This is a genomic window from Amantichitinum ursilacus, from assembly GCF_001294205.1.
In the GTDB taxonomy this organism is placed as follows: domain Bacteria; phylum Pseudomonadota; class Gammaproteobacteria; order Burkholderiales; family Chitinibacteraceae; genus Amantichitinum; species Amantichitinum ursilacus.
In genome coordinates this window covers 63,242-85,663 of sequence record NZ_LAQT01000028.1, presented here as the reverse complement: position 1 = coordinate 85,663, position 22,422 = coordinate 63,242, and the positions used below count along the sequence as shown (strand labels likewise).

The following is a 22,422-nucleotide window of genomic DNA, read 5'->3' as shown; positions in this document are numbered from 1 at the left end:
GACGGTGGCTCGCGCTTGCTGTAAGAATCGCGTTACCTTGCCACTGTGAATATTTACGAACCGGGTACAGGAACGGATGCGGTGGCCGTAACCGCATACCAATACAAATAGATAATCCGTTGATTAATTGATGTTTTTATTTATGAAACTGGCTGATGCGCACTACATGTTGGGTAATGCGGCGCGCTGTCGGGCTGACACAGCAACCGCGCCGACGTCGCCGCAGCGACATTGCAAGCGCCCAAAACACGGCCGCCCGCACTGCGGCGTGCTCTGCTAGAATGTCGGGTTTTCCGCATCCAGATGATCAAGCATGGAAGCCGAACAGCTTAACCAGATCGAAAACCAGCTTAAAGAGCTGGGTTCCCGCGCCGACGAACTCAAACGTTATCTCGACTATCCCGCCAAGCAAGACCGGCTGGAGGAAGTCGTGCGCCTGTCCGAAGACCCGGACATCTGGAACGACCAGAAAAAAGCCCAGGAAATCGGCCGCGAACGCAAAGCGCTGGAAGGCGTGGTGCTGGTGCTCGACCAGGTGACCAGCGGCGTTAAAGACGCGCTCGACCTGTTCGAGATGGCGCGCGAAGAAGAAGACTGGACCACGGTGGATGCCGTGGCCGCTGATTACGCCACGCTGGAAGCGCAGATTGCACAGCTGGAATTCCGTCGGATGTTTAACAACCCGATGGACCCGAACGCGTGCTTTGTCGATATCCAGGCCGGCGCTGGCGGTACGGAGGCGCAGGATTGGGCCTCGATGCTACTGCGTATGTATGTGCGCTATGGCGAACGCAAAGGCTTTAATGTCGAAGTGATGGAAGTGTCGGAAGGCGATGTGGCGGGCATCAGCAGCGCCACCGTCAAGTTTACCGGCGACTATGCTTATGGCTTTCTGCGCACCGAAACCGGCGTGCACCGCCTGGTGCGTGTATCGCCGTTTGATAGCAATGCGCGTCGCCACACCTCGTTTTCATCCGTGTTTGTGTACCCGGAAGTCGACGACAGCTTCGAGATTGAAATCAATCCGGCCGATGTGCGCACCGATACCTACCGTGCCTCGGGCGCGGGCGGTCAGCACATTAACAAGACCGATTCCGCCGTCCGTTTGACGCACATCCCCACCAACATCGTGGTGCAGTGCCAGAACGACCGCTCGCAACACCGTAACCGTGACGAAGCATGGGCCATGCTGCGCGCCAAACTGTACGAGCTTGAATTGCGCAAACGCATGGAAGCGCAGCAACAGCTGGAAGCGGGCAAGTCCGACATCGGCTGGGGCCATCAGATTCGCTCGTATGTGTTTGACCAGAGCCGCATCAAGGATCTGCGCACCGGTTACGAAGTGGGCAACCTGAAGGGTGTGATGGATGGCGATATCGACGACTTTATCGAAGCCAGCCTGAAACAAGGCGTGTAACGCGCCCGCCCCCAGCCAAGATCAAAGCAAGACCAAGACCAACATGACGCCACGCCTCGCGTGGCCCCAGGGATGATAGAAATGTCCGACCAGCAACAGCCTGTGACCGCCGCACCCGCGCAAGACGACAACAAACTGATCGCCGAACGCCGCGCCAAACTGGCCGCCATCCGCGAAAAAGGCGTGGCTTTTCCGAACGACTATCGCCGCGAGCACACCAGCGGCCCGCTGCACGCGCAGTACGACGCCGTCGAAAAAGAACCGCTGGAAGCGCAAGCCGTGGCCGTCAGCGTTGCCGGTCGTATGATGCTGAAACGCGTGATGGGCAAGGCCAGCTTTGCCACGCTGCAAGATGTGTCGGGCCAGATTCAGCTGTATGTGTCGCGTGATAGCGTAGGCGAAGAGGTTTACGCCGGCTTCAAGACGTGGGATCTGGGCGATATTGTCGGCGCACGTGGCACGCTGATGAAGACCAATACCGGCGAATTGTCGATCCACGTCACCGAACTGCGCTTGCTGACCAAGGCGCTGCGCCCGCTGCCGGACAAGCACCACGGCCTGGCGGATCAGGAGCAGAAATATCGCCAGCGTTATGTTGATCTGATCACCAACGACGTAGCGCGCACTACCTTCGTTAACCGTTCGCGCATCGTGCAAAAGATTCGCGAATACATGGTGAACGAACAGTACCTGGAAGTGGAAACGCCGATGATGCACCCGATCCCGGGTGGCGCTACGGCCAAGCCGTTTACCACGCACCACAACGCGCTGGATATGCCCTTGTATCTGCGGATTGCGCCGGAGTTGTACCTGAAGCGGCTGGTGGTGGGTGGCATGGAGCGCGTGTTCGAGATCAACCGCAACTTCCGCAACGAAGGCATGAGCACGCGGCACAATCCCGAATTCACCATGATGGAATTCTATGAGGCGTATGCCGATTACCATCGCATGATCGAGATGACCGAGGGCGTCATTCGCTACGCCGCGCAAGAAGTGCTGGGCAAAACCGTCATCGAATACCAGGGCCGCGAAGTTGATCTGTCCAAGCCGTTTGCACGCTTTACTACGGTTGAGGCCATCCAGCATTACAACCCGCAATACACCACCGAACAGCTGAACGATCGCGACTTTCTGAAAGCCGAAATCGCGCGTCTGGGTGGCAAGCCGGTGTTGACTGATGGCGTGGGCGGCTTGCAACTGAGCCTGTTTGAAGAAACCACCGAAGAAAAACTGTGGGAACCGACCTTCATCATCGATTACCCGGCCGAAGTGTCGCCGTTGGCGCGTGCCAACGACAACAATCCGGATCTGACCGAGCGCTTTGAGCTGTTTATGGTCGGCCGCGAACACGCCAACGGTTATTCGGAGTTGAACGATCCAGAAGACCAGGCCGCCCGCTTCCAGGCGCAGGTTGATCTGAAAGACAAGGGCGATGATGAGGCGATGCACTTTGACGCCGATTACATCCGCGCACTGGAATACGGCTTGCCCCCGACGGGCGGCTGCGGCATTGGTATCGACCGTCTGGTGATGCTGTTGACCGACTCCGCGTCGATCCGTGACGTCATCCTGTTCCCGCAGATGCGCCGCGAGGACTGATCAAACCGATCCGTCGAGCTATAACGCTGTAACAAGGCTGCCATCGCAAGGTGGCAGCCTGTAGCCATTAAAATAACCCGCCGCTTCTGCCTGGCGGGTTTTGTCATTACTGGGCCGTCCCCACTGGCGCGGTTTATCTGCTGGAGTCTCATGCGTCATATCCCGATCAACAAACTGCACTGGCGTGCGCTGCTGTTTCCGCTGTGCATGGTGCTGTACGAATTCTCGTGCTACATCGCCAACGACATGATCCTGCCGGGCATGCTGCACGTAACGCAGGAGTTCCACGCCAGCAGCGCCTGGGTGCCGACCTCGATGACCACGTATTTGCTGGGCGGCGCGTCGTTGCAATGGTTGTTGGGGCCGTTGTCGGACCGCATTGGTCGGCGTCCGGTGATGCTGACCGGCGTGGTCTGGTTTGTGTTGATGTGCTGCGCCGCGCTGGTGGCGCAAAGCATTGAATTCTTCCTGGTGTTGCGCGTGCTGCAAGGCATGGGCATGTGCTTTATCGTCGCGGTCGGCTATGCGGCGATTCAGGAAGCGTTTGAAGAAACCACCGCCATCAAGGTGATGGCAATGATGGCCAATGTGGCATTGCTCGCCCCCTTGATCGGCCCACTGACCGGTGCGGCTGTGATGGCCGTCGCGCCGTGGCGCATGGTGTTTGTGGCGATTGCCGGACTGGCCGCCATCGCGGGCGTCGGGCTGTTTTTTACCATGCCCGAAACCGCGCCCAAGGCCAAAGCGGCGTTTTCGTTTAAAGCGGTCGGCCATGATTATCTGGCGGTCTTGCGCAACCGTCGCTTTATGGCGGGCGTGGCGGCCATTTCGCTGGCCAGCCTGCCCTTGCTGGCGTGGATCGGCCAGTCCCCGGTCATCATCATGGAAGGTGCGGGTTTGCCCAGCCTGACTTATGGCCTGTGGCAATTGCCGGTGTTTGGTTGTTTGATCGCAGGCAATATCGTGCTGGCCACGATCGCCGAGCGCTTTCCCATTCACCGCGTGATCGCGGGCGGTGGCGCGGTACTGGGCGTGGGCGTGTTTCTGGCGGCGGCGTTGACGTGGGGATTTGGCTTTCGCGGCATGGCCATCGGGCTGGGGCTGTATTCGTTTGGCCTGGGTCTGGCCAATGCCGGCTTGTACCGTTTGACGCTGTTTGCCAGTGATGTGGGCAAGGGCACCGTCTCCGCCGTATTGGGCCTGGTGATGATGGGCTTTTACGCGATCGGCGTGGAAGTATTCAAAGCCATTTACGTCGCCGCCGGCACCACCTGGTTTGCCGCTGCGTTTATTCCGTTGGGCATTGCGTTCATTTTCACGCTGATGTGGTTTATGAACTGGCTGCCCGGGCAGCGTAAACTGCCGGCTGCCTGAAAAAACGATAAAGCGCGCCGCCATGCCCGAACGTCTGATCCCTGCCCGCCTGCAATTCAACGCCGAAGGGGTGCCTTGGTCGGCCGATTTTGACGATGTTTATCACTCGGCCGATGGCGGCATCGAGCAAGCGCAGGCCGTATTTATGGCGGGCAATCACCTGCCCCAGCGCTGGCAGGGCCGCGAGCAGTTCTGCATTGTGGAAACCGGCTTTGGTCAGGGTCTGAATTTTCTGACGACGTGGCAAGCGTGGCGCGACGATCCACACCGTTGCGCCCGGCTGCATTTTGTCTCGGTGGAAAAGCATCCGTTTGCCGCCGCCGATCTGGCGCAATTGCACGCGCGCTATCCAGCACTGGCCGAGCTATCTGCGCAGCTGCTGGCGCAATGGCCGCTGTTGACGCCGGGTTTGCACCGCCTGCATCTGGACGCCGGCAGCGTTACGTTAACGCTGTTATTTGGCGAAGCCGAGACGCTGCTGCGCCAGCTGGATATGCAAGCCGACGCCATTTATCTCGACGGCTTTTCTCCCGGCAAAAATGAAGATCTGTGGTCGCCCGCTGTGTTCCGCGCGCTCTGGTTATTGGGCAAACCCGACACCACGCTGGCGACCTACACCGTGGCGGGCGCGGTGCGCAATGGCCTGAAAGACGCAGGCTTTATGCCGCGCAAAGTAGAAGGCTTTGGCCGCAAGCGGCAGCGGCTGGAAGGCAGCATGGCGCGCAGTCCGCGTCGGGTAGCGCTGACGCATCCGGCGCATACCGCCATTGTCATCGGCGCGGGACTGGCGGGTTGTGCTGCGGCGGAACGCTTGGCCGCACGCGGCTGGCAAGTGACGGTGATCGAGCGCGACGCCGCGCCCGCGCAACATGCCTCGGGCAACCACGTCGGGCTGATGCATGCCCACTTCTCGCGCGATGACAATCTGTCAGCACGACTGACACGCGCGGGTAGCGAATACACGTTGCGCCATCTTCAAGCCATCGGCGACGCCGCGCGCTGGGGCATGCAAGGCGTGCTGCAGATTGCCCGTACCGATGAGCAAGCGGCCACGCAAGCGGAAATGGGTGCGGACGGCTGGCCCGATGAGTTGATGCGTTATGTTGATGTCGATGCGGCCAGCGCCATGGCGGGCCAGCGCGTGCCACGCAGCGGCCTTTGGTATGCGCGCGGCATCTGGGCCAATCCGGCCAGCGTGTGTCACGCCAATCTGCAGCGACACGGCGCGCACGTGCAGTTGCGCACCGGCATCACCGTGGCGCGGCTGCAGCGCGATGGCGCGTTGTGGCAAGCGCAGACGGCCGAGGGCGAGGTGGTCGCTACCGCTGCCGTGGTCATTCTGGCTCAGGCAACGGCCGCGACGGCATTGGAACAGGCGGCTGAATTGCCGCTGTCATCATCCGCGCGCAGCACCACTTTGTTGCGCGAAGGCGCGTTGCCACTGGCACAGATAGGCTTGTCCGGCGCTGGGTATATCACACCCGCGCTGGATGGCTGGCATTGCATGGGCGCTGCGGGTGCGCATGATGAGGTCGAGGCGGCACGCGGCAATCTGCAATCGCTGCAGGAGTTGTTTCCACAGGCCGCTCTACCGGGCGCTGCCGCGTTGGGCAGCACGCGCTTGTGCCCGCGCCCTACTTCGCCTGATCGCATGCCGCTGGTGGGCGCATTGCCGTTGCCACTGGCACAGCAGACCAAGGCGCATCAATTGCCTCAAGTGCAGCGTTGGCCGGGAGTTTATGGCTTGCTGGGGCTGGGATCGCGCGGGCTGACGTTCTCGCTGCTGTGTGCGGAGCTGCTGGCGAGCCAGCTGAACGCCGAACCGCTGCCTGTGGAAACAGCGCTGGCCGACGCCGTTGACCCGGCCCGCTTTATGCTGCGCACATTGCGCAAGGCGTCATAGCGTAGGACTCGGCGTCCTTTGAGGCCCACCATCCAGAGCCATTGGCACGCTTCTCAACCGCTTGCTATGCATCTCTACGAGAGCTTCCGCTGGCAAAGACCGCGCCACAAGGCGCGTCCAGCTACTTTATTGGCTGGGCCTGGGCGGGCGCGGAATCCTACCGTATGACAGTTGCATGAGCTAGTTAGCAGTACAGTTGACCGAAAACCGCGCGCTGCACGCCTTAGACCAGTACAGTAATGTCGCTACCGGGCATTGCCGCCTGCCCGTACGCTAAGTGCCTGATTAAACAGCACTACGCAGGAGGCTGCCATGCACACCCAGCTTATCGATCGCACTGGCCTTGTTGCCATCCAGCATCAAGGCAACGCCCGCATTATTTGCGAAGCCGGCCGGGTCTGGCTCAGCATCCCGGGGCGTGACATTACATTGGCCGCGGGCGAGCGTTGCGAGGTGTCGTGCACCGGCCTGGTGTTACTGGAAGGCGAACCCGGCAGTCGTTACAGCATTGCCACGCTGCCGAGCATGCGGCGCTGGGCGTGGCCATTCCATTCGTCGCCTAAGCTGGTGGTGAGCCACTAGCCTGCCCTCCGGGCCGAAACTTGACATTGTCATAACGGTCACATTTCCCATGCGTCGCATCCGGGCGACGCCTGGGAGGCTCGCATGCTGCGCCGTTTCTGTATGACAGGAATGCTTTGTGCGGGCCTCGCCATGCCCGCTTATGCCGATCTGGTCGGCGATGTCGCCACGCTGGAGGACATTCTCAATAGCGTGTGCGGGCAGCGATATGACGTCATCTGGGTCGATCAGGACAAAGAAATTCCACCTTGCCTGATGAGCTACTCGCAATACTGCGTCGAAATCCAGAAAGCCGTGCCGGAAAGTTGCCAGAACGTCCTGGGCGACAAGGCCGCCAATCTGGAACCGCCCAATACGGACAACACCATCACCGCCGATGCCAGCCCAGGCAATTGACATCCCCGCGCTGACATCGACGTGCAAGTGAGTGGCTATTTGATCGGCGTAGGGTCAATTACGGCGGGCGCAGTCGCGCCGGCAACTGGCGCTTGCAGCAGCATTTCTGCGGCCAGCTCGCCGATGCGTTGCACGGCTTTCTCATGCCGCGTAGTCCAGGTTTGCACACAGCAGATGCGCAGGCAGTTGCGATAACTGCGGCTGGGCGAGAACAACTCGCCCGGCGAAAACGCAATGCCTTCCTGCAGACAGCGCTGCAACAGCTGCAGCGTATCAATGCCCTCGGGAAGCTCGATCCACAACACAAAGCCACCTTCCGGGACAGTAAAACGCGTATTGGCCGGAAAATAGCGGCGCACTGCTGCCGCGCCATGTTCGACCTGCTCGCACACGGCACGGCGCAATTTGCGCAGATGATGGTCGTAACCGCCGTTCTCCAGAAAGCGTGCAATCGTTTGCTGCAGGATGGCGGGCGTCGAGAAAGTATTGATAAATTTGAGCTTTTCCAGCTCGCGCTGCCAACGTCCCGCCACCACCCAACCCACCCGAAAGCCCGGTGCCAGGGTTTTGGTAAACGACGAGCACAGCATCACATTACCGGTGCGGTCAAACGCTTTGGCCGGGCGCGGACGTTCGCCGTGATGGAAAAACTCGCCGTATAAGTCGTCTTCGATCAACGGGATATTGCGACTATCCAGCAACTCCACCAATCGGCGTTTGGCCTCGTCGGGCATCAAACAGCCAATCGGATTGGAGAAGTTGGGCAGCAGCAAACAGGCCTGTACCTGGCCATTGCGCGTGGCCAGCTCCAGGGCCTCCACCGAAATACCGGTTTGCGGATGCGTGGGGATTTCGAGCGCCTTCAGGTTGAAGCTCTCAAGAATCTGCAGCAAACCAAAATATGCGGGCGACTCGATCGCGACTACGTCGCCGGGCCGCGTTACCGCGCGCAGGCACAGGTTGAGCGCCTCCAGGCAGCCTTGCGTGATGATCACGTCATCCGCTTCAAACTGGCCGCCCCAGGCCAGCGAGCGCCGCGCAATATGGCGGCGCAATTCCGGATCGCCTTGCGGCCGACCGTAGTCAGCCAGAATCTCAGGCGCGTGGCGCGACACTTGCGATAGCAAACGTTGCAATGGTTGAGTTGGATAGTGTTCGGGCGCGAGCACCGCAAAGCTGAAATCCACACGCGCCGACGCGCCGCCCACATGGTAGGGCCAGAATTCAGCCTGGGTAATCACTCGGGATGGCGTTTGCGGCGGTTGCGTCAGCAGTGGAATCTGCATCGCCTGTGCCGGCCGCACATAAAAGCCGCTTTGCGGACGCGCCTCAATCAGGCCGCGGTCTTCCAGCTCGCGATAGGCTTCCATCACGGTGGACAAGCTGAGTTGGCGTTGCGACGACATCTTGCGCACCGAAGGCAGCTTTTCACCCGGCTTGAGCAATCCGGCGGCAATGGCCTGAGCCATTTCTTCGGCAAGCTGGTGGTAGAGCGTATCGGCCTTGCGGCGATGACCAAAGGCGAGGTCGTTCATGATGGCGATCCTGGGGGCGGACGAACCCCACTATATCGCAAAAATTGCAAAACAGAACAGTTGGATGCTGATGACAAAACGTCGAACGGCAACCATTACAGTTGCGCACGCTTACGGTGCTGATGCGGCCCCACTGGCGGGCGCGGCGGCAACATCGCTGGCAATTCCAATACCCACTGCGGCGCTGGCGGGGTTGCTGGATGCGGGTTTGCGGTTATCGAGAATCTGGAAGAAGACTTCATCCTGACGCACCATGCCCAGCTCATTGCGAGCGCGCTCTTCAATGGCGTCAGTCCCGGTTTTAAGGTCGACCACGTCGGCCTCAAGCGCCGTGTTGCGCTCTTTGAGCTTGTCGTTGCGCAGTTTCTGTTCGGCCAGTTGCCGGTCCAGATCCCAGACGCGCAGCCAACTGCCTTTACCGATCCATAGCGGCCATTGCAGGGCAAGTATCAGTACAGCCAGGGCGATCGCCAGAGTGCGCATTGAGAGAGTCAGTGTTGTTCTTGTAAAAGAAAACCGGCGCATTGCGCACCGGTTTTCGATGTTACTACAGGCGCCCGCCAAATCCTAACGCGGGCGCCTGGGCTGTGGCGCAGCTTATTTCTTCAGCTGGTAAAACGCGTCATGGCCCGGGTAGTAGGCAGCATCACCGAGTTCTTCTTCGATGCGCAGCAGTTGGTTGTACTTGGCCATACGGTCCGAACGGCTCAGCGAACCGGTCTTGATCTGCATGCAGTTGGTGGCAACGGCCAGATCAGCGATGGTGCTGTCTTCGGTTTCGCCCGAACGATGGCTCATTACCGAGGTGTAGCCATTGCGCTTGGCCAGATCCACAGCGGCCAGGGTTTCCGACAGCGAACCGATCTGGTTAACCTTGATCAGGATCGAGTTGCAGATGCCCTTCTTGATGCCTTCAGCCAGGATCTTGGTGTTGGTGACGAACAGATCGTCGCCCACCAGTTGCACGCGCTTGCCCAGGCGGTCGGTCAGCACTTTCCAACCGTCCCAGTCACGCTCGCCCATGCCATCTTCAATCGAGATGATCGGGTACTTGTTCACCAGGCTTTCGAGGTAATCCACCATTTGTTCCGACGACAGCTCGCGCTTGTCGCTCTTCTTGAACACGTACTTGCCGGTGGCTTTGTCGTAGAACTCGCTGGCGGCGCAATCCAGGGCAATAGCGATTTGTTCGCCAGCCTTGTAACCGGCTTTTTCGATAGCTTGCAGGATCAGGTCCAGCGCTTCTTCGGCGTTGGCCACGTCCGGTGCGAAACCACCTTCGTCACCGACCTGGGTCGGCAGATGCTTGTCGTGCAGAATCTTCTTCAGGTTATGGAAGATTTCCGCGCCGTAACGCAGCGCTTCACGGAAGGTGGGCGCGCCGACCGGCACAATCATCAGTTCCTGGAAGTCCAGGCTGTTGCTGGCGTGTTCGCCACCGTTCACCACGTTCATCATCGGCACCGGCAGCGCCATGGGGCCGGAGCCACCCACGTAGCGATACAACGGCAGGCCGGCTTCATCAGCGGCAGCTTTGGCAACGGCCATCGACACGGCCAGGATCGCGTTGGCGCCCAGCTTCGATTTGTCTTCGGTGCCATCCAGGTCAAGCATGGTCTTGTCAATGAAGGCTTGTTCAGCGGCGTCGAGGCCGATGATGGCTTCACAGATTTCGGTGTTGATGTTTTCAACCGCCTTCAGTACGCCCTTGCCCAGGTAACGGCTCTTGTCGCCATCACGCAGTTCGAGCGCTTCACGTTCACCCGTGGAGGCGCCGGACGGCACTGCGGCACGACCCATAACGCCCGATTCCAGCAGGACATCGGCTTCAACGGTGGGATTGCCGCGAGAATCAAGGATCTCGCGCGCGATGACTTCAACGATTGCGCTCATTGGCGTTACCTCTGTAGATGTGGTTGGTGTTCAAAACAGCAAAACGGCTATCCCAGGATAGCCGATGCGTATTACAACGTCTGCTCGATGAAAGCGCCGGTCTTCACGGCCTTGTCGATGGTCTGCAGCGTCGTCAACAGCTCTTTCATACGATGCAGCGGCCATGCGTTGGGGCCATCCGATTTGGCGCAAGCCGGATCGGGGTGGGTTTCAGCAAACAGACCGGAAATCCCGACGGCGACGGCAGCGCGCGCCAGGACTGGAACAAACTCGCGTTGACCGCCAGAGCTGGTGCCCTGACCGCCGGGCAACTGCACCGAATGCGTGGCGTCAAACACCACCGGGCAGTTGGTTTCGCGCATGATGGCCAGGCTACGCATGTCACTGACCAGATTGTTGTAACCGAAAGATACGCCGCGCTCGCACGCCATAAACTGATCGGGATCAAGGCCGGCCTCCTGGGCCGCTTCACGCGCCTTGTCCATCACGTTTTTCATATCGCCCGGCGCCAGAAACTGGCCCTTCTTGATATTGACCGGCTTGCCCGACTGGGCACAGGCCTTGATAAAGTCGGTCTGGCGGCACAAAAACGCAGGGGTCTGCAGGACATCAACCACCGCTGCAACCGGCTTGATCTGGTCGATCTCGTGGATGTCGGTCAGTACTGGCACGCCCACTTGCTCGCGCACTTTGGCCAGAATCTTCAGGCCTTCGTCCATGCCGTAGCCGCGAAAGCTTTTGCCCGACGAGCGATTGGCCTTGTCGAAGCTCGACTTGAAAATAAAGTTGATGCCCAGCTCGCTGGTGATCTCTTTCAGCTGGCCGGCCACATCGATCGAAAACTGTTCGCCTTCGATCACGCACGGGCCTGCAATCAGAAAAAACGGCTGGTCGAGGCCAACTTCAAATCCACAAAGTTTCATGCTTGCTCCGTCTGGGGGACACAGCCCACGGCCAGCATCGGCCAGCCGCGGGGGTTGCAACAAGGTAGTGCTTAGCAGCTCAGGCCTTCGCGGCCTTGCTCACGCGCAAACGCAATCGCGGCTTCAATATAAGCCTTGAACAGCGGATGGCCATCGCGCGGGGTCGAGGTGAACTCGGGGTGGAACTGGCAGGCAAAGAACCAGCGATGCTGCGGCAGTTCAACCGTCTCGACCAGTTGCTCGGCGCCCGTCGATTTTCCACTGATCTTCAAACCCGCTTCTTGCAGGCGCGGCAGATAGTGGTTGTTGACTTCATAACGATGACGATGGCGTTCGGTAATCGAGGTCGCGCCGTAAATCCGTGCGGCCAGCGTGCCTTCTTCCAGTTGGCAAGCTTGCGCACCCAGACGCATGGTGCCGCCCAGGTTGCTATTGGCGTCGCGCTTTTCGATCTTGCCGTCGTGATTAACCCACTCGTCAATCAAGGCCACCACCGGAAAGTCGGTTTCCAGATCAAACTCGGTGGAGTTGGCGCCGGTCATGCCCGCCATATCACGCGCATATTCGATCAGTGCAATCTGCATGCCCAGACAGATGCCCAGGTACGGGATGTTCTGTTCACGCGCATATTTAACGGCGCGGATCTTGCCTTCCACACCGCGCTTGCCAAAGCCGCCTGGCACCAGAATGGCGTCGACGTTATGCAGCACGTCCAGGCCCTCGGTTTCCAGCGCTTCGGAATCGACAAAGTTGATCTTCACTTCACAGCCTGTATGAATACCAGCGTGCTTCAGCGCTTCGATCAGCGATTTGTACGATTCGGTCAGGTCGACATACTTGCCCACCATCGCGATATTGACGGTCTGCTGCGGGTTCTGCACGGCGTGGACGATCTTGTCCCACACCGCCAGGTTGGCGGGCGGCAGTTCCAGTTGCAATTGTTTGGCGATGATGGCGTCGATGCCCTGGTCCGACAGTACGCGCGGAATCTGGTAAATCGACGGTACGTCCGGACACGAAATCACGGCGCGCTCAGTCACGTTGGTAAACAACGCGATCTTGCGGCGTTCTTCGTCCGGCACCGGGCGATCAGCGCGGCAGATCAACACATCGGGCTGGATACCGATTTCGCGCAGTTCTTTAACGCTATGCTGAGTGGGCTTGGTCTTGATTTCGCCAGCGGCGGCAATGTACGGCACATACGACAGATGCACGAAGCAGGTGTTTTCTTTACCCAGCGTCACGCCCATCTGGCGAATCGCTTCCAGAAACGGCAGCGATTCGATATCGCCTACGGTGCCGCCCACTTCGATGACTGCGAGTTCAGCATCACCGGCACCCTGTTCGATAAACGAACGGATTTCATCGGTGATATGCGGAATCACCTGTACGGTTTTGCCGAGATAATCGCCACGACGCTCTTTCTTGATCACCGAGTCATAAATCTGACCGGTGGTGAAGTTATTGCGCTTGGCCATGCGTGAGCTGATGAAGCGCTCGTAGTGGCCCAGATCCAGATCGGTTTCAGCGCCGTCATCGGTGACGAACACTTCGCCGTGCTGCAGCGGGCTCATGGTTCCCGGATCCACATTGATGTATGGATCGAGCTTCATCATGGTGACTTTAAGGCCGCGGGATTCGAGGATTGCGGCCAGAGACGCGGCGGCGATGCCTTTCCCCAAAGAGGAAACAACGCCACCGGTAACAAAGATGTACTTGGTCATGGCAGTACGTACAGATTGGAATTGCGTATTCTATACGAACCCCGGGTGGCCCTCAATTCTGGACAAGCGCCCTGCTTTGTGCCCCAAACGGCTTTACGCCCCTTATGCCGCTGGAATAGCGAACGCGCGTTCTCGTAAGCCATTGGCCCAGTAGTGTTTTAATCGGCAACGCTGCAAAAGCTTGTAGTACGCACGGCCGCCAACTATGACAAGAACAGGTCGTCTTACGTAGCAAAAGTACGCTTTACTACGATCAAAATCTGAAAGTAAGATTCGGCCGCATAAATTTGACGAACGCAAACACTGCGCGCGTTGCATACGCTGAAGGATAAACACGCATGACCAGGCTGGCATTGGTAACGGGGGGCATGGGCGGCATCGGCACGGCAATTTGCCGGCAACTGGCCGACGCGGGCTATCAGGTGGCCACCACGTATTCGCGCACGGGCCGGCAAGAACAATGGCTGGCCGATGCCACAGCCGCGGGCTATGCGTTTCATGCGTTTGAATGCAATGTGGCTGACTACGCCAGTTGCAGTGCCATGGCTGCGGCATTGCGCGAAAAGCTGGGCGAAGTGGACATTCTGGTCAATAACGCGGGCATCACGCGCGACGCCACGTTCCGCAAGCTAAGCCAACCCGACTGGGACGCCGTGATGGGCACCAATCTGGATTCGCTATTCAATGTATCCAAGCAATTTGTCGACAGCATGAGCGAGCGTGGTTGGGGCCGCGTCATCAATATCTCATCGATCAATGGGCAGAAAGGCCAGTTTGGTCAGACCAATTATTCGGCGGCCAAAGCCGGGATGCATGGCTTTACCATGGCGCTGGCGCAAGAAGTGGCGCGTAAGGGCGTAACCGTTAATACGATCAGCCCCGGCTACATCGCCACCGAGATGGTGATGGCGGTGCCAGTGGAAATCCGCGAACGCATCGTCGGGCAGATCCCGGTGGGCCGTCTGGGTAAGCCGGAAGAAGTGGCCAGCCTGATTGTGTGGCTGGCGTCCGAGATGGCGGGGTTTGTAACGGGCGCCAATATCGCCATCAACGGCGGTCAGCACACGGGCTGAGTGGCCTGGACCAGCAAGACCCGCGTTACGGCTTCATTGCCCGCAAGAAGAAATCCACCACCTCTTCCACCAGTTGCGCCTCGCCTGCAGGGTCGGGCGCGGCGCCACCAAACAACATACGTGTGCGATCCTGGCTGGCCAACATGTCCAGCAACATCATCGCGGCGCGCTGCGGGTTTTCGCGGCGTAACAGGCCTTGCTGCATGGCGATTTCGAATTGCTCGGCCACATGTCCGGCGCAATGCTGGATGCAATTACGATAAAAATCCTGTGCCAGGCCGGAAAAGCGCGGCGCTTCACTGGTTAGCACGCGATGCAGATTGATGGCATCCGGTGACAGCACCCGCTGGCGGAAATTACCGGCAAACGCCAGCAGCCTTTCCCGCAATGCCACATCGCCCCCACCGAGCGTGCCGAGCATATCGGCCACGGAACCCGCCAGCGTGGATTCAAAAAGCGCTTGCTTGCTGCCAAAGTGGTTGTATATGGTTTGCCGGGCAACGCCCGCGCGCGCCGCAACCAGATCGATGCTGGCGCGATAACCTGATTCGCAAAATACCTGGAAAGCGGCTTCGAGTACGCGATCGGCACGATCGCTATTGAGGGCTTCTGTTGCCATAAAACGTCTGTAACAGCATGTAATAGACTGACAAGTCTACGTGATGCCCCTGGTTGGGGCAATTGCCAGACCACCCTACCCAGCTGGAGTGTTGATTTGACGCTGTCCCTTGATCTTTCCGCGCAGCTGCATCAGGCCGTGGCCGCCCAACTGGCGGGCAACCTCGACGCCGCTGAAGCGCTGTACCAGAGCATCCTGGCGCAAGACCCGCAATACGCGTCCGCCATGCATGGTTTTGGCTTGCTGCGACATCAGCGTGGCGATAGCAACGGCGCGATCGAGTGGCTGGCGCGCGCCTGCCAGACCCGCCCGACGGCCGACTGGTTTAATGACCTCGGCAACATGCTGGCGCTGGCCGGGCATGCCGAAATGGCGGGGCGCGCTTTTCGCCAGGCGCTGGCGCTGCAGCCCACGCCGTTGTTCTGGAACAATCTGGGATCAGTGTTGCTGGCGCAAAACCTGAATGAGGACGCCGCGCAGGCGTTTATCAAGGCACTGCAACTCGATGGCGACTATATCGACGCGCTGGAAAACCTGGGCAACACGCTGGAACGGCTGGGCCAGTCCGAAGAAGGCTCTTTGTTTTTGTGTCGCGCCTATGTGCTGCGCCCCGCCGAGGTCCAGCCGCCGAAAATGCGCGGTATCGCGTTTTATCGACTGGGTCGCATCGACGAAGCCGCCGCAGTCTATCGCGCGTGGCTGCAGCAGGAACCCGACAACCCCACCGCCCGCCACTTGCTGGCTGGCTGTTCGGGCCAGAACGTACCGCATCGCGCCTCGGATGCTTATGTCGCCACCATGTTCGACCAGTTTGCCGCCGAATTTGATGAGCGTTTACGCTCGCTCGACTATCAAGCCCCGCAACAGATCGCCGCCGCGCTGGCGCCATGCTTGATAGCTGACGCCAGCCTGCAGGTGCTGGATGCGGGATGCGGCACCGGCTTGTGTTTGCCGGTATTGCGGCCCTATGCGCAGCGTCTGGTGGGCGTGGACTTATCCAGCGGCATGCTTGCCAAAGCCGCCGCGCGTGGCGGTTACGACGAGCTGGTGCAGGCGGAATTGAACGCCTGGCTGTATAGCCAACCTGGCGTGTTTGACCTGATTTGCGCAGCCGATCTGGTGATTTATTTTGGCGAACTGGCGCCGTTGTTTGCCGCTTTTCGCCAGGCGATGCGCCCAACGGGTTTACTGGCCTTTTCCGCCGAAGCCACCACCGACGTCGAATATCGTTTATTGCCCAGCGGTCGTTACAGCCACAGTGAAGCGGGCTTGCGCGCCAATCTGGCAGCGGCCGGGCTTGGCGTCGTATCGCTCATCCCGGCCGTTATCCGCGTCGAATTTGGCGAACCCGTACACGGCTGGACTATTCTGGCGCGGCTTCCAGCGGCGTAGTTTGTTGTTCGTGTTGCTGCAATTGCCATAGCCGCGCATACGCGCCCTGCGCCGCCAGCAAATCACCATGCGTGCCGCGTTCGACAATACGGCCGTGGTCCATCACCAGAATCTGGTCGGCATCGGCAATGGTCGACAAGCGATGCGCAATCACCAGCGTGGTACGGCTGGCAGCAATGGCGCGCAATTCAGCCTGAATGGCTTTTTCGGTGCGCGAATCCAGCGCCGAAGTCGCCTCATCAAAAATCAATATCGGCGGATTTTTAAGGATGGTGCGTGCAATGGCCACGCGTTGCTTTTCGCCGCCTGATAATTTGAGCCCGCGCTCACCCACCGTCGTTTCAAAGCCTTGCGGCAAGCTCATGATGAAATCGTAAATATGCGCCGAACGCGCGGCTTCAATCACTTGCTCGTGGCTGGCCGTGGGGTCGCCATATGCAATGTTGTAATAAATGGTGTCATTAAACAGCACCGTATCTTGCGGCACGATACCAATATGCTGGCGCAACGAGCTTTGCGTCAGATTACGAATATCGTGACCATTAATGCTGACCTGGCCCGCATTGACATCATAAAACCGGAATAACAAGCGCGATAACGTGGATTTACCCGCGCCCGAACTACCCACCACCGCCACCGTTTTGCCTGCCGGAATTTCAAAACTCACGCCCTGCAAAATATCGCGGTCAGCCTCATAACCAAAATCAACGTTGTTGAACGCCACTGCCGCCTGCTGGGTTTGCAACGGGATGGCATTGGCGTTGTCCTTGATTTCCGCATTGCGGTTCAGCAAGGCAAACATCTTTTCCATATCGGCCAGCGAATGTTTGATTTCGCGGTAGATAAAACCCAGAAAATTAAGCGGCGCATACAATTGCAGCAAAAAGGCATTCACCAACACCAGATCGCCCAGCGTCATTTTGCCGGTCACCACCTCTTGCGCTGCCAGGCCAACCAGCGCCGTCACACCCAGCGCAATAATCCCCGCCTGGCCGGCATTCAGAAACGACAACGACACCTGGTTTTTAACCGAAGCCGATTCCCATTTGCGAAGGCTTTTATCGTAGCGTTCGCTTTCCCAACGCTCGTTGCCGAAGTATTTAACCGTCTCATAATTAAGCAGACTATCCACCGCGCGCGTGCTGGCTTCCGAATCCATATTGTTCATGGTGCGACGATGCACCATGCGCCATTCGGTAATGCCCAGCGTAAACGCGATATAAATCACGATGGTGCCAAAGGTAATGGCGGCAAAATACCAGTCGTATTTTTTAAGCAGAATCAACGCCACCAACACAATTTCCACCAGCGTGGGCAGGATGTTGAATAGCGTAAAATTAAGCAGAAACGCAATGCCTTTGCTGCCGCGATCAATATCGCGCGTCATGCCGCCGGTTTGGCGTTCCAGATGAAAGCGCAATGACAACGCATGCAAATGATCAAACACCTGCAGGGCCACGCGACGGATTGCGCCCTGGGTGACTTTGGCAAATACCGCATCGCGCAATTCGCCAAATACCGAGGCACACAAACGCAAAGCGCCATAAGCCAGCACCAGACCCAAAGGCAATAACACGGCGGTATGCGGCGTAACGCCCAGCGCATCTACAATGCGCTTGAGCACCAGCGGCACGCCGACGTTGGCCACTTTGGCCGCCACCAGCAACAACATCGCGGTAATGACGCGGACTTTGTACTGCCACAGATACGGCAATAACGCGCGCAGCGTTTGCCAGTCATTGCGACGTGCGGGGGTTTCGGACATGGGGTGGGCTTTACGTAAGATAGAGCGCTTAGATCGGTGCGGCGGCTGCATTTACAACTGCCGCCCAACAAAAACGCCCATCGCGACGCGGGCGGACGGGCGTTTTGGGCAAGCAGGCCGCAGCCTGATTATTGGCAATACTTAAGGATATTCTGCTTGGTGGCGGCGGTATCGACGGCGCGTTTGTTGGCGTCCATCATTTCCACGTTGCCTTTCTCGTTAATCGTCTGCAGTTTGGTGACATTCAGCAGATAGTTAAGTCGGTCTGTCGCCTCTTTGCATTTACCCGGATCTTTGGTGTCATCCACTTTAGCCACTGGCGCCGATGCCATCGGGGCCGACGCATTGGCCGCGCCCGAAGCCGCGCGCGCGCCCGTGGAATAACCACTCACCGACTGCGCTTTAACATCCACCACTTTTGATTTGGTTTGCGCATTGGTGGGCGGCTGATCCGAATAATGAATACTGCCGTCCGCGTCTTTCCATTTATAAATCTGCGCCTGCGCCGTTAGCGCCAGGCCACAAAGAACCAACGCCAGAACTGGATATCGCATTGTTGTGCTCCCTGCACGTCCGGCATCGATGCCGGTATTGTGATCGCTGATTGCAAGACGCCGGCGGGTATTTCTGTACTGACGTCTGCGAGCGCGCCCTCTACAGTAGCGCACCAGATTCATTCATGCGGCAGTATAAACGGATGCGCCTGTAGCGGGTTTGCTACATTCCGATAAACGCAACCTTTAGCCTGCCGCCCGTTATCGCAATGCCCGAGTGGCCTTGTAATTGCCATGGAGACTGACATGACCTCCCCCGCGCCTGCCTTTTTTAGCCGCGATTTTCTGCTGGGCCATATCCGCGACACGCTGGCCTTTTATGACCCGCGTTCCGTCGATCCCGCCGGTGGCTTTTTTCATTTTTATAAAGATGACGGCACGATTTATGACCGTTCCACCCGGCATCTGGTGTCGTCCACGCGTTTTGTGTTTAACAACGCAATGGCATGGCTGCAATTTAAAGAGCCGCAATATCTGGAACGCGTCAAACACGGCGTAGCCTTTATCGGCAATGTGCATCGCAATCCGCAAACCGGCGGCTACGCCTGGTTATTGCGTGATCAGCAAGTGGTGGACGCGACCAATCATTGCTATGGCTTGGCGTTTGTGGTGCTGGCGTATTCGTGCGCCGTTAAATCGGGTATCGAAGAAGCGCGTGAGTGGATTGCTGAAACCTTCGAGTTGATGGAACAGCATTTCTGGCTACCCGAACACGGTGTGTACGGCAGCGAAGCCAGCGCCGATTGGGTGCTGACCGATTACCGCGGCCAGAACGACAATATGCACAGCTGCGAAGCCATGCTGGCCGCGTTTGAAGCCACCGGCGAACAACGTTATCTGGACCGCGCCAGCACGCTGGCCAAAAACTTTACCATCCGCCAGGCCGGTTTTACCGGTGGCCAGGTGTGGGAACACTTTAAAGCGGACTGGACGCCGGATCTGGAATACAACAAAGGCGATCGCACCAATATTTTCCGCCCTTGGGGTTTCCAGACGGGCCATCAAACCGAATGGGCCAAATTGCTGCTGATTCTGGATCGGCATCAGCCCGCAGGTTGGCATCTGGATCGCGCGCGCGAATTGTTTGATCGCGCCATGGAATATGGCTGGGATCAAAAACATGGCGGTTTGATTTACGGTTACGACCTGCAGGGCGCGGCGTACGACGAAGACAAATACTTCTGGGTGCAGGCCGAATCGTTTGCCGCCGCGGCATTGCTGTTTGATCGCACCAAAGACGTTAAATACCGCGAATGGTATGACCGCATCTGGGCCTATAGCTGGCAGTATTTTGTCGATCACCAATATGGCGCGTGGTTCCGCATTCTGACACCGGACAATCAGAAAGTGGACGACGAAAAATCGCCCGCAGGCAAAACCGATTACCACACCATGGGCGCCTGCTACGAAGCACTGAATGTGATCAAGTAATCCAGTCTGCTTGCAATAAAAACGGTGCGCGGCGATAGGCCGGGCACCGTTTTTTTATGGGCTCAAACCGTTACTGCGCGGTTTGCCACTGCGCATGCACGGCGTCGATCTCGGCCAAAAGCCGCGCCTTAGCCGCGTCATCCAGCCAACTGGCGGTAAAACTGTTGCGCGCCAGTTGCACGATGTCGGTTTCGCTTAAATCCAGCGCTTTGATGCAGGCAATAAAGTTGTCGTTTACGTAGCCGCCGAAGTACGCCGGATCATCCGAGTTGATCGTAATCACCAGGCCACCGTGCAGCAGGCCCTTTAGATTGTGCTCAGCCAGATCGGGGTAAACCTTCAGCTTGACGTTGGACAGCGGGCACACGGTCAGCGGAATCTGTTCAGCCCGCAATCGCTCCACCAACTTCGGGTCTTCGCTGCAGCGCACGCCATGGTCAATGCGCCTCGCCTGCAGGATATCGAGTGCTTCCCAGATGTACGCGGGCGGACCTTCTTCGCCAGCGTGCGCGACTACGGGCAGACCGTACTCGCGGCACAGCGCAAACACGCGTTCGAATTTGGACGGCGGATGACCGTTTTCGCTGGAATCCAGACCGACGCCATCGATGCGATGCAAAAACGGCTTGGCCGCCTCCAGCGTCGCAATGGCATCCGCTTCGGACAAATGCCGCAAAAAACTCATGATCAGGCGGAAGGTGATGCCATGTTCGGCTTCCGCTTCCAGCAAGGCGCGGCGGATGCCGCCGATGATGTCTTCCATCGGCACGCCGCGTTCGGTATGCGTTTGCGGATCAAAAAAGATTTCAACGTGACGCAGATGGTCGGCGGCGGCGCGTTGCAGATAAGCGCGCGTCAGCGCATGAAAATCATCGGCGTCGCGCAAGACACCCGCGCCGGCGTAATACAAATCGAGAAACGATTGCAGATCGTTAAAATCGTAAGCTGCACGTAGCGCTTCAACATCAGCATACGGCAGCGTTACGCCGTGTTTGGCGGCCAGTTCAAACGCCAGTTCGGGTTCGAGCGAGCCTTCAATATGCAAATGGAGTTCGGCCTTGGGCAGTGCGCAGGCCAGAGCAATCAGATCGGACATAAGAGTGAAAACGCCCGGTGGCAACCGGGCGTGCAAGAGCGGGAGATGTCGGCATCATACCGGATCGGCCTTAGCGCCGACACCAACCATCCGGTCAGGCCGCCGCGTGGGCGTGGCGACGACCGCTTTAAACTACACCGCCATCGGCGCGGTGATATGCGGATGATGCTGATAGCCCTCAAGCATAAAATCGCCCGGCTCCACGCGTTCCAGCCATTCCGGCTCGTATTTGCCAGTGACGGCAAAGTCGGGAATGCGGTCTGACAGCACCAGCGTGGGCGCGGGATACGGCGTGCGCGTCAGCTGTTCGTTCAGCATATCCATGTGGTTTTCATAGATATGCGCATCGCCAATAAAGTAGGTAAACCAACGCGGCTTGTAACCGGTCAGGCGGCCGACCAGATGCAGCAGCGCCGCACCTTCGGTCAGGTTAAACGGCGTACCAAGACCGACATCGTTGGAGCGGATATACAGGCACAGCGAGATCTCGCCACGCGCTTTGTCCACCAGAAACTGATACAGCAGATGGCACGGCGGCAGCGCCATTTCTTCAATCTGCGCCCAGTTCCAGCCGTGGAACAGAATGCGACGGTTGCCGGGGTCGCGCATGATGGTGTCCAGACATTGCCGCAGCTGATCCACCGCCTTGTACAGCACCACGCGCTCGCCGGTATCGCCCTCAGCTTGCGTCACGCCAATCTGCGCGTAGCCGCGCGCCAGGGCGTCGGCAATCTGCGCCGCGCCTTGCGGCTCGGTCGGGTCGATCAGTTTGTACGCGGGCCAATGACGCCACTGCACGCCATACACCGGGCCCAGGTCGTCGGTTTCCAGACGGTACGGATTAGCCAGCCATTGCGCGTTTTCGTTGGCGTTCTGGTCCCACACTTTGCAACCGAGTTCGCGGAACTGCGCCGCATTCCGATAACCGCGCATAAAGCCGCACAGCTCGCCCACCGCCGACTTGAACGCCAGCTTTTTGGTGGTGACGGCTGGAAAGCCCTGTTGCAGATCAAATTTCATCATCGCGCCGGGCATGCTCAGCGTGCGGATGCCAGTGCGGTTTTCCTGCCAGGCGCCTTGATCCATGATCTGGCGCACGAGGTCGAGATATTGCTGCATGGTCCTCCCCTGATGGCCAGACGCGGC

The 22,422-nt window shown here is 58.6% G+C and carries 19 protein-coding genes; 9 read left to right on the top strand and 10 right to left on the bottom strand.

What is annotated here, in order from left to right; translation table 11 throughout:
• The first annotated feature begins 313 nt into the window (after nucleotides 1–313).
• From prfB to WG78_RS16995, 6 genes are all read left to right on the top strand, one after another.
• Nucleotides 314–1,417, top strand: a complete 1,104-nt coding sequence (gene prfB / locus WG78_RS17020; protein ID WP_053939037.1) for a peptide chain release factor 2 — start codon at nucleotides 314–316, stop codon at nucleotides 1,415–1,417.
• Nucleotides 1,418–1,498: 81 nt separating this feature from the next.
• A complete protein-coding gene (gene lysS, locus WG78_RS17015) occupies nucleotides 1,499–3,016 on the top strand; it encodes a lysine--tRNA ligase (RefSeq protein ID WP_053939036.1) in 1,518 nt (505 codons plus the stop codon).
• 150 nt (nucleotides 3,017–3,166) lie between these two features.
• Nucleotides 3,167–4,390, top strand: coding sequence for an MFS transporter (locus WG78_RS17010; protein WP_053939035.1), 1,224 nt, complete (start codon nucleotides 3,167–3,169; stop codon nucleotides 4,388–4,390).
• A 22-nt stretch (nucleotides 4,391–4,412) separates the two neighbouring features.
• Complete coding sequence (gene mnmC, locus WG78_RS17005) at nucleotides 4,413–6,293, top strand: bifunctional tRNA (5-methylaminomethyl-2-thiouridine)(34)-methyltransferase MnmC2/FAD-dependent 5-carboxymethylaminomethyl-2-thiouridine(34) oxidoreductase MnmC1 (protein WP_053939034.1); 1,881 nt, start codon at nucleotides 4,413–4,415, stop codon at nucleotides 6,291–6,293.
• 312 nt (nucleotides 6,294–6,605) lie between these two features.
• The gene (locus tag WG78_RS17000; protein WP_053939033.1) at nucleotides 6,606–6,875 is read left to right on the top strand and encodes a DUF2917 domain-containing protein; all 270 of its coding nucleotides are present in this window, start codon (nucleotides 6,606–6,608) and stop codon (nucleotides 6,873–6,875) included.
• Nucleotides 6,876–7,007: 132 nt separating this feature from the next.
• Complete coding sequence (locus tag WG78_RS16995) at nucleotides 7,008–7,271, top strand: hypothetical protein (RefSeq protein ID WP_053939032.1); 264 nt, start codon at nucleotides 7,008–7,010, stop codon at nucleotides 7,269–7,271.
• Nucleotides 7,272–7,306: 35 nt separating this feature from the next.
• Here the strand turns inward: WG78_RS16995 and WG78_RS16990 are convergent, their stop codons facing one another.
• The 5 genes from WG78_RS16990 to pyrG all read right to left on the bottom strand — a co-directional run bounded on the left by WG78_RS16990 (nucleotide 7,307) and on the right by pyrG (nucleotide 13,346).
• On the bottom strand, nucleotides 7,307–8,806 hold the full coding sequence (locus WG78_RS16990; protein ID WP_083459287.1) for an aminotransferase-like domain-containing protein: 1,500 nt from the start codon (nucleotides 8,804–8,806) through the stop codon (nucleotides 7,307–7,309).
• A 111-nt stretch (nucleotides 8,807–8,917) separates the two neighbouring features.
• Nucleotides 8,918–9,289, bottom strand: a complete 372-nt coding sequence (gene ftsB / locus WG78_RS16985) for a cell division protein FtsB (protein ID WP_053939031.1) — start codon at nucleotides 9,287–9,289, stop codon at nucleotides 8,918–8,920.
• Between the two features lie 114 nt (nucleotides 9,290–9,403).
• Nucleotides 9,404–10,699, bottom strand: a complete 1,296-nt coding sequence (gene eno, locus WG78_RS16980) for a phosphopyruvate hydratase (RefSeq protein WP_053939030.1) — start codon at nucleotides 10,697–10,699, stop codon at nucleotides 9,404–9,406.
• A 71-nt stretch (nucleotides 10,700–10,770) separates the two neighbouring features.
• Complete coding sequence (gene kdsA / locus WG78_RS16975) at nucleotides 10,771–11,622, bottom strand: 3-deoxy-8-phosphooctulonate synthase (protein WP_053939029.1); 852 nt, start codon at nucleotides 11,620–11,622, stop codon at nucleotides 10,771–10,773.
• A 71-nt stretch (nucleotides 11,623–11,693) separates the two neighbouring features.
• Nucleotides 11,694–13,346 carry a CTP synthase gene (pyrG, locus tag WG78_RS16970; protein WP_053939028.1) on the bottom strand — a complete coding sequence of 551 codons (1,653 nt, stop codon included), beginning with the start codon at nucleotides 13,344–13,346 and terminating at the stop codon, nucleotides 11,694–11,696.
• Nucleotides 13,347–13,684: 338 nt separating this feature from the next.
• On the opposite strand from pyrG, the gene phbB reads away from it, so the two are divergent.
• Nucleotides 13,685–14,419: an acetoacetyl-CoA reductase gene (gene phbB / locus WG78_RS16965; RefSeq protein WP_053939027.1), complete on the top strand. Its 735-nt coding sequence runs from the start codon at nucleotides 13,685–13,687 to the stop codon at nucleotides 14,417–14,419.
• Nucleotides 14,420–14,444: 25 nt separating this feature from the next.
• On the opposite strand, the gene WG78_RS16960 is transcribed toward phbB, so the two are convergent.
• On the bottom strand, nucleotides 14,445–15,038 hold the full coding sequence (locus tag WG78_RS16960; RefSeq protein WP_053939026.1) for a TetR/AcrR family transcriptional regulator: 594 nt from the start codon (nucleotides 15,036–15,038) through the stop codon (nucleotides 14,445–14,447).
• Nucleotides 15,039–15,134: 96 nt separating this feature from the next.
• Between WG78_RS16960 and WG78_RS16955 the strand changes: the two genes are divergently transcribed.
• Nucleotides 15,135–16,430, top strand: a complete 1,296-nt coding sequence (locus WG78_RS16955) for a tetratricopeptide repeat protein (protein WP_053939025.1) — start codon at nucleotides 15,135–15,137, stop codon at nucleotides 16,428–16,430.
• Here WG78_RS16955 and WG78_RS16950 read toward each other — a convergent pair.
• Both WG78_RS16950 and WG78_RS16945 read right to left on the bottom strand, forming a co-directional pair.
• On the bottom strand, nucleotides 16,402–18,195 hold the full coding sequence (locus WG78_RS16950; protein WP_053939024.1) for an ABCB family ABC transporter ATP-binding protein/permease: 1,794 nt from the start codon (nucleotides 18,193–18,195) through the stop codon (nucleotides 16,402–16,404). The genes WG78_RS16955 and WG78_RS16950 overlap by 29 nt on opposite strands.
• Nucleotides 18,196–18,323: 128 nt before the next feature.
• On the bottom strand, nucleotides 18,324–18,749 hold the full coding sequence (locus tag WG78_RS16945; RefSeq protein ID WP_053939023.1) for a DUF4124 domain-containing protein: 426 nt from the start codon (nucleotides 18,747–18,749) through the stop codon (nucleotides 18,324–18,326).
• Nucleotides 18,750–18,995: 246 nt separating this feature from the next.
• On the opposite strand from WG78_RS16945, the gene WG78_RS16940 reads away from it, so the two are divergent.
• Nucleotides 18,996–20,180, top strand: a complete 1,185-nt coding sequence (locus tag WG78_RS16940) for an AGE family epimerase/isomerase (RefSeq protein WP_152969267.1) — start codon at nucleotides 18,996–18,998, stop codon at nucleotides 20,178–20,180.
• A gap of 70 nt (nucleotides 20,181–20,250) precedes the next feature.
• On the opposite strand, the gene WG78_RS16935 is transcribed toward WG78_RS16940, so the two are convergent.
• Both WG78_RS16935 and WG78_RS16930 read right to left on the bottom strand, forming a co-directional pair.
• On the bottom strand, nucleotides 20,251–21,276 hold the full coding sequence (locus WG78_RS16935) for an adenosine deaminase (protein ID WP_053939021.1): 1,026 nt from the start codon (nucleotides 21,274–21,276) through the stop codon (nucleotides 20,251–20,253).
• Nucleotides 21,277–21,408: 132 nt separating this feature from the next.
• Nucleotides 21,409–22,395, bottom strand: coding sequence for a thymidylate synthase (locus WG78_RS16930; protein ID WP_053939020.1), 987 nt, complete (start codon nucleotides 22,393–22,395; stop codon nucleotides 21,409–21,411).
• Between the last annotated feature and the right edge of the window lie 27 nt (nucleotides 22,396–22,422).